The organism is Flagellimonas lutimaris (genome assembly GCF_051494225.1).
GTDB classification, from domain to species: domain Bacteria; phylum Bacteroidota; class Bacteroidia; order Flavobacteriales; family Flavobacteriaceae; genus Flagellimonas; species Flagellimonas lutimaris_A.
The window spans coordinates 670,415-678,412 of the sequence record NZ_JBNPYE010000002.1 but is presented as its reverse complement, the minus strand read 5'-3'; the positions used below and the strand labels follow the sequence as shown (position 1 = coordinate 678,412).

General features: G+C 39.9%; 7 protein-coding genes. All 7 read right to left on the bottom strand.

Going from position 1 to position 7,998, the window contains the following annotated elements:
- Positions 1–162 precede the first annotated feature (162 nt).
- The 7 genes from ACQQ5U_RS08235 to ACQQ5U_RS08205 all read right to left on the bottom strand — a co-directional run bounded on the left by ACQQ5U_RS08235 (position 163) and on the right by ACQQ5U_RS08205 (position 7,937).
- Positions 163–2,283 carry a peptidylprolyl isomerase gene (locus tag ACQQ5U_RS08235; protein ID WP_437396668.1) on the bottom strand — a complete coding sequence of 707 codons (2,121 nt, stop codon included), beginning with the start codon at positions 2,281–2,283 and terminating at the stop codon, positions 163–165.
- 84 nt (positions 2,284–2,367) lie between these two features.
- A complete protein-coding gene (locus tag ACQQ5U_RS08230; protein WP_437396667.1) occupies positions 2,368–3,657 on the bottom strand; it encodes a hemolysin family protein in 1,290 nt (429 codons plus the stop codon).
- A 2-nt stretch (positions 3,658–3,659) separates the two neighbouring features.
- Positions 3,660–3,863 (bottom strand): hypothetical protein, encoded by a 204-nt coding sequence (locus ACQQ5U_RS08225; protein WP_437396665.1) that lies wholly within the window; start codon positions 3,861–3,863, stop codon positions 3,660–3,662.
- A 1-nt stretch (position 3,864) separates the two neighbouring features.
- On the bottom strand, positions 3,865–4,467 hold the full coding sequence (gene lptC, locus ACQQ5U_RS08220) for an LPS export ABC transporter periplasmic protein LptC (RefSeq protein WP_437396664.1): 603 nt from the start codon (positions 4,465–4,467) through the stop codon (positions 3,865–3,867).
- A gap of 1 nt (position 4,468) precedes the next feature.
- Positions 4,469–5,839, bottom strand: a complete 1,371-nt coding sequence (locus ACQQ5U_RS08215; protein WP_437396662.1) for a tetratricopeptide repeat protein — start codon at positions 5,837–5,839, stop codon at positions 4,469–4,471.
- A 103-nt stretch (positions 5,840–5,942) separates the two neighbouring features.
- The gene (locus tag ACQQ5U_RS08210) at positions 5,943–7,208 is read right to left on the bottom strand and encodes a hypothetical protein (protein WP_437396660.1); all 1,266 of its coding nucleotides are present in this window, start codon (positions 7,206–7,208) and stop codon (positions 5,943–5,945) included.
- Entirely contained in the window at positions 7,209–7,937 is a 729-nt protein-coding gene (locus ACQQ5U_RS08205; RefSeq protein WP_437396658.1) for a type III pantothenate kinase, read from the bottom strand.
- Positions 7,938–7,998: the final 61 nt, after the last annotated feature.

The following is a 7,998-nucleotide window of genomic DNA, read 5'->3' as shown; positions in this document are numbered from 1 at the left end:
GCTTCAGGAAATCGTCATTGAACAATTCTTCTTTCTTCATAATGTGCAAATATTTAAAATTAGACAAAAAATTAGCGGGGGCATGCCCCCGCTAATTTTCTATTTACACACTTTATGAGATAGTCCTAAAGGAGGCTTTTATTATTATCTAATATTCTTCTACTAGTAGAAAATAGCTCTTTTATCCTCTATCTCGGCTTTATCTTTCAAAGCATTGTAGACTGCTCCATTAACCCTTGCGGAGGCACTTGTCTGCAAGCCTTGTGCATAGGTACTGTAGTTCTCTATATCCGCCGCTTCTGTTTTGTTGGTAACCTTAACCATAAATACACCCGTGTTTCCTTCAATAAGGTCAGAAGTCTGGTCCGCATCCAGGGCAAACGCCGTTCCCACTACCAAGGGCTCTCTACCTGCACCAGGTATGGTCGGTGAAGATAAAGTAACTGCAGAAGCAGTACTTTGGCTAATATTGTTGTCCGACGCAATAGCATCCATAGCTTTTCCTTGGTTTGCAGCGATAATCTGTTTGGCCTTAAGCTCTTTTCTAATCGCTGGCAATGCGATTGCAGAGGCATCCTCAGGAGCCATAAGACCTTTTTGGTACTTCTTTGTCAGTTGCACTACGGCATAACCATTGTTTACGTTAAAACGTCTAATATCCCCAACACTGGTATCATCATTAAAAGCCCATTGTACAACACTTCGCTGAGAACCTAGACCAGGAAGGTTTTCTTCCATCTCCTTGATTTTGTTCACAGGTCGAACAGTATAATTGCTTTCTCTTGCAATGTCACCAAAATTTTCTGGTTCCGCATCCATTACGGACATTTCGTATTTGGTGGCATCGGTAAATAAAGTGTTGATGGTCTCTTCCGACGGCTCAATTTCCCTTGCCAAAGTAGCCACTTGAATTATATCTTGCTTATCGTCTACCTTGATTACGTGATATCCGAATTGTGTTTCAACCAAACCAACGGTTCCGGTTGGATTTCCAAAACAGAAATCGTTGAACTCATCTGCCATAACGCCTTCTTGGAAATACCCAAGGTCACCTCCACGAGGAGCGGAAGGACCATCAGAATTATCTCTTGCCAAAGTTGTAAATACAGCATCTTCTTTTCGAGCTTCTGCCAATAACCTTTCGGCTTCAGCCTTGGCTTCTTCTTTGGTTCTGGTAATGGATGGATTGGCACGCTCTGCTCCTTCCCAAGTAATTAGGATATGGCTTGCTTTTACGGTTCCATCTTCTTTCCTGTCCATTACTTTGGACACTTTGTAAGAATCTCCATCCTTATAAGGGCCATAGATTTCCCCAACGCTCATGGCCATCAATGTATCTGCCACTACAGAAGGAAGATCTCTTTTGGCCTTGTAAATGGTATCGAATTTAGAATCGGAATATCTGTCAAGAAATGCGGCCATATTATTGGTATTTCTAAAACCAAGTATGGTATCGTTGGCGTCTTTTGCCTCTGAATACTCTACAGAATCATCCATAAGAGCCATGATTCCCTCCTTTACCGTATTCTCATCTTCTGCAGAAGGCTTTTCCTCAAAGTATACGAAACGAATATCACGGGCTTTATCTTGTTTGAACAGAGCCTTGTGGTTGTTAATGTATGCTTGAATATCACTTTTGGAAACTTCAACAGTACTATCTGGAATGGAAGTATATGGAATACGAACGTATTGCATATCAACTTTATCGTTTGCCATGTCGTAATCCAGTTTACCTTCCGTTAGGGTAGCAGTCACCCCTCCTTTAACCAAATTGAAGTACATACGCTCCTTAGCGGCCTGGATAATGGATTGTTCATCCTGCAACCAAGCATCGTAACGCAAAGGATCGTTTGCTCTCCAATCAGCAATGGCACTTTTAAAAACTTGTTCGTTGAATATTCCGTTCTCATCTTGGAAATCGGGAATTTGTGCATAACCCGAAGTTCTGACAAAATCAATAATTTGATCACTTTCCACATCTATTCCCAAATCTTCGAACTGTTGGTTTAAAATGGTTGTTCTGACCTCTTGGTCGTACACCATGTTCACCAACTGTGTAGAAGTAACAGTGGATCCATATCTTCTGGAGGCTGTTTCTACCTGAGCCCTAAATTCATCTATGGAAATATCTTCCCCATTTACTTCTGCAACCGAAGAGCCTACTTTTCCACCAGAAAAATTGTTACTGCTGAATACTCCCGATATTACGAATGCGAACAACGCCAAACCAATTATCAGAATAAGAATTGTTGTCCGTTTTCTAATATTCTCTAATATTGCCATTTTACTGCTTGTTTTCTTTAAATTCAGTGGGCGAAAATACCACTTTCTTTTCAAATAGGAAAGCTAAAAAAGGGGTGGAAATTATTAATCTTCAGTATGAACGCTCACACTTACCAAATCTATTTTGGTGTTGGACACCTCCAAAATTTTAAAGGTAAAATTGTCAACGGTCACCTCTGAATCCTGTTCAGGTATTTCACCGGTTTGGTTTACGATCAAACCACCCAAGGTTTCATACTCTTCCCCTTCCGGAAGCTCCAGTTTATAATTTTCATTTATGTAGTCCACTTCCATACGGGCCGAAAACTTATACTCGTTCTCGCTCAATTGCTCTTCATATAAATCGGTGGAATCGTGTTCGTCCTCAATCTCCCCAAAAAGTTCCTCTATAATATCCTCCACGGTCAATATACCGGATGTGCCCCCATATTCATCCAAAACTACGGCCATACTTTTTCTTTTTTTGGTGAGCACATTCAAGATATCTTGAATAAGCATGGTTTCGGGCACAAATTCCACAGGAAGTAGTATACTTTTGATGGTCTTGGGTTTTTTGAACAACTCGTAAGAGTGGACATACCCGATAATCTCATCGATGCTTTCTTTGAAAATCAAAATTTTGGAGTAACCCGTTTCCGTGAAGAGTTTGGTCAAATTTTTTGGGGTCTCGCTCAGATCAACGGCCGTAATTTCCGTGCGCGGCACCATTACTTCCCTTGCTTTAACCGTAGAAAATTCAAGTGCATTCTGGAAAATCTGAATCTCGGAATCCACGTCGTCCTCTTCCTCTACCGTTTCCATTTGTTCCGTAATATAATCCCCGAGTTCAAGTTTTGTAAAGGAGAGTTGGACCTCATCCCCTTCGGTCTTAAAAAATACCTTCAGGATAAAATCCGATACTTTGATAACGAACCATGATATGGCAGAAAACAAGAGGTAAAAGAAATAAGCAGGAACAGCAAATATTTTTAGCAGGGCATTGGAATATATCCGAAAGAACACCTTGGGCAAAAATTCCGCCGTTAGCAGTATCACCAATGTTGAGATCACAGTTTGGGAAAGTAAACTGAAATCGGACAACAAAACATTTAAAAATTGATACTCTGTGGGAAGTATACCTTGGAACCAATCCATAAGCATTTCCCCCATAAAGAGACCATAGATTACCAAGGCGATATTATTGCCGATAAGCATGGTAGCGATAAACTTTGAGGGTTTATCGGTGAGCCATGTCAATACCTTGGCCAAAAAGCCCTCTTGTTTTTTCTCTATTTCAATATGAATCCTATTAGCGGAAACGAAGGCAATTTCCATTCCAGAAAAAAATGCTGAAAACAGCAGAGAGAGAACTATGATTATTAGGGAGGAATCCAATGTTATTTTTGATTATCCTTTTGTCGCTGTTCAAAACGCTTTCTATATCTTCTCCTAAAAGCAAACATTGCAGTGGAGACCACCGCAAAGAAGATGAAAATGTAAGTATCCTTTGGATTTACGCTCCAAAGTGTGGCAATCTTATATATCGAAATGGCGGCTACGGCCAAGTAAAGGTATTCTGTGTATCTTAAAATCTTGATCATCCTATTCTTCTTCTTTAATCGTCATTAGACCGAAGGTTTTGTTGGCCTTGAAAAAAGTAAAATCCTTATTAAAGTCCATTCCTTCGCCATCCATTACAGTTCCATCCTCTGGATTTGTGTATTTAAAGGCTGCTTCGGTAAAAATCCAATTGTTCTTTTGGTCAAAAAACAATTGGTCAGTCTCCAATTTTTTGCCATCGTGGGTTTCAATGACCACATTTCCTTGCAAATCTATCAAATTGGTCTGGGAATATACAATCCCATAATCTGCTATAATTACACTTCTTTGGTTTTTTTCATCATAGAAATCAACCTGAAGTCCTTTGGGAAAGGTACGGAATTTAAATCTTTGGTTATCAAAATCTTCGGACAACGGACTGGTGAGAACGGCCATTACCCTTGAGTTTGCAGAGTCTTGGGTGCCCATGGCTTCCATGGTCTCGGTATAGGTCAAAGTAAAATTTTGCGCCACGCCTTGCGGAAACAAAGGTTTTACGGCTTCCTCCCCGACCCTTTCGTAATCATCACCACAGGATATAAAAAGGATTGCCACGGTAAAAACCGTGGCAAAGCTCATTAAAATATTTTCTGATGTTCGTTTCACACTACAGACTAGGTACTTTAACACTACCTCCTACCCAGCAGCTGAACGAAATGGTCTGACCAGCTTTTCCTGAGCTGAAAATCATTTCTTTGGATGGGGCCTTGGCATCATAACTAGCCGCAGTTTGACTTGCACGACCACTCAAAGCGGGATCTACCCTACCGGCTTTTCTTGCCATGTCGGCAGCCTTCCAATAAATTGCTCTCTTTTCGAACGGAGTGCTACCACATGCATTGGCACTGGTCGCATAAAGGTTGGCAATCAACAAATACGCTTTACCGTTAGCTGGGTTAGCATCAATAGCTTTAAGCGCATAGCTTCTTGCCTGTGATTTGCTGCCCCTTCTAACCGTGGTTGCAATTTTATATAAAATTTCAGATTTCTTGTAAGAATCCGTTTCCAACTCTACTGCCTTGTTAAAGTCAGCAAGAGCACCGTTCATATCTCCTGATTTTTGTTTAAGTACACCTCCGTACATGTATGCATCGGCAGATGGGTCCAAAGCCAACTGAGCTTCAAACAACTTTTTAAACATTGGGTCGTCCGTACATTCTTTGGAGAACATTCTTCCAACAGCACGCTTCACCCACTTTACATCACCTTTCTTTTCCTCATAGCTCTTTTCATATAGTGGAATAAGATTGTCACAATCTGCAAGTGCACCCAATTTAGCATCTACACTGCCTGCCACTTTACCGTAGGATTCCGAATTTACGGTAGCTGCTTTAAGTTGCTTTTTTTCTTTAGAAGTTATGGTACCCAAAGAATCTTTCGGAAGGAGTTTAGTAACTGTTGCTGTCAGCTTCTTATTTTCCTCTTCAATCTTAGCAGTAACATCATCATAGGTGTTAAATACATCCTGAAGGTCTTTTTTACCAGCATCGTGCAAATCTACCAAGCTAGAAAAATATAGGTACAAAGCTTGAGGGTGGTTAAAATTGGCCTGATCGCCTTGGAAACCTTTATCCAACATATTGAACAATTCCTCATCGGAGGCCATTTTGTTCTTATATAGCAAAAGTGCCTTATCTATTGCAACGCCTGCCTTACTATATTTAGTAGGGAAGTATTTCAAGCTGTTGTCATATAAATCCAATAAATCTTGGATGTAGGCATCTTTTTCAGCTCCTGATGAATTATCTACCTTGGATTTCAAAATTTTTTCTCCATAAGAGAAGTTGGCCTTATTGATATCCGGGCAACTTTCGTAAACCATTTTCCATGGCTCGTAAGCCGCATCATAGTTTTTTACCTTTACGTGTTCTGCATAAATTGACAGATTGGTCATACACTCGGGGTTCTGTGCTTGTGCCATACTTAATCCCGCGAACATGGTGACCATTATCATTGTTAAGTAGTGTCTCTTTCTCATCTTACTAATTTTAAAGCTGTTAAAGTACAAATTTTCATTAAAAAATCCTCTTGCAGGACCTTCTATGGGTGGTTATTTATCAAATTTTTAAAAAAAGGGCCTATCAATTTATTTTTCTCTTTCTAAACCATCTATCATTTAACGATAAGCCTACGTTGATTTTGAAATAACTTTCCTCTATAAGGTTTGCATCAGTTGTTCCACGTCTTCCCAGTTCAAAACCTAAGTTAAGATTGGAGAAGTTTGTTCCTAATGGTAATCCTAATCCAAAAGTTATGCCAAAATTATTTATCTCTTTGTTGTTCACGGTCAAACCACTAACATCGTACCTTAATCCAGCGCGATAAGTGACTCTTTTGAAATACCCCGAAAGCGAGCGGTAATCCGGGACCCAATAGCCTCCAAAAGCATATGTGCTCGCATCATTGTACGTTACATTTTCCAATGCAAGAAATCCATTTTCCAAATCACTTGCCTGTCGGAAACTGTACTCTGCCCCTAAAAACCATTTTTTATTTTCTCCAAACCCAAGACCCACCGTTGTTCTAGTAGGTATTTTTATTTCGGTATTCCGCAAGTTAGAAGCATCGAGGTTTACATCAACCACTTCCACATTGTTTCCGGTTGAAAGGGAAAAAGATCCGATGGATTGTGAGTTTTTAGAAATCAAGTTCCCTTGTGTATCCACTATTATGGATGTATACAAAGTATATTTATCCTTGATTGTCGGATTATAATTCAGGGCATATTTAAAATCGTACCCGTTAATTTTGGATTTACGATTGTCCAATGTTCCGAATTGGACACCCTCCACACTTTGGGCTCTTTCATATTCCAAGGTTCCAAAATTGAAGTTGGCGGTAATTCCCAAACTTAAATTCTTGATAGGTTCAAAACCAATTGAAGCATAAAGTCGGTTTAATCCTCCCTCTCCAGTAAAAGCATTGGTCACTTCCGCTCCCTGACCATTAATGGATGTAGAATTCAAGCTATACCCTACCGATGAATATGGCATGATCCCAAAACCAAAACCCATATTTTCTGCCAAGGGTAAACCAATAGCCAGATAGTCCAAATTTGTTACCGATGTGTTTTGCTCTTCGCTCCAGTCCTTAAGCGTGTACTCTTTATGGGAAATTCCTGCGGTATATGCAGTTAATTTAAGCTTGGAGTATGCCGCTGGATTGGTCAGGTTAATATGGATACTATCTCCATACATACTCACCCCTCCCATCATTTGGTTATCCACAGATCCATTATCCCTATTATCTCCAAAACCAAAATAGGAATATGGGGAAATTGTTCCATTTTGTGCGAACAGGCCGTGGGCGGTAACGCAGAAAAAAGCAATCAGAATTTTTTTAATCATTCAGTTTGTGTTGTATTCCAGTAGGCAATTTAGCCCCTCCAAGAGAAATTTGGAGTTCGCAAATATGGTGTTTTTTAACCTTTTGGCAAAAAAATGGGAGTCTCCGCCTGTTAAAATAACTGTTAAATCTTGAAAACGAGATTGATATTGGTCGATTACCCCGTCCACTTCCTGTGTTACACCATTAATTACACCACTGTGCATGCACGATTCTGTTGAGTTACCAATAAAATCTAAAAGATCGTTTGGATTGAGCAAAGGTAGGCCGGCCGTTTGGTTGTGCATAGCGTTGTATCTCATCTTAACACCTGGTGAAATTGCCCCACCTACATACTCGCCGAAATTATTTACCATCTCATAAGTGATACAAGTGCCTGCATCAATCACCAAAGTATTGCCTCTTGGGTTATGGTGGTAGGCCGCCGCAGCCAAAGCCAACCTATCCACACCCAAGGTCTGGGGGGTAGCGTAACTATTTTTAAAAGGGACTTTTGAATTGTTGGTAAGTACATGTACTTTGCAAAAAAGTGCAACTACATCCCTTTCTTTTCTGTCCAATTTACCTACCGAAGATAGTATGGCATTGTTGATTTGCGGATATTTCTCGAACAACTCCCTTATCTTGGATAGAAACAATCCAGATTCAAAACTATGGTCATGGATTATCCTGCTGTTCTGAAAAACAGCATATTTGATCAGTGTATTCCCTATGTCGATAACCAGATTCATATTACAAAGATCGGTAATTGAAAAAAATCAAAACCTTTTTTTCGGGTTTTTGTTTGTATAT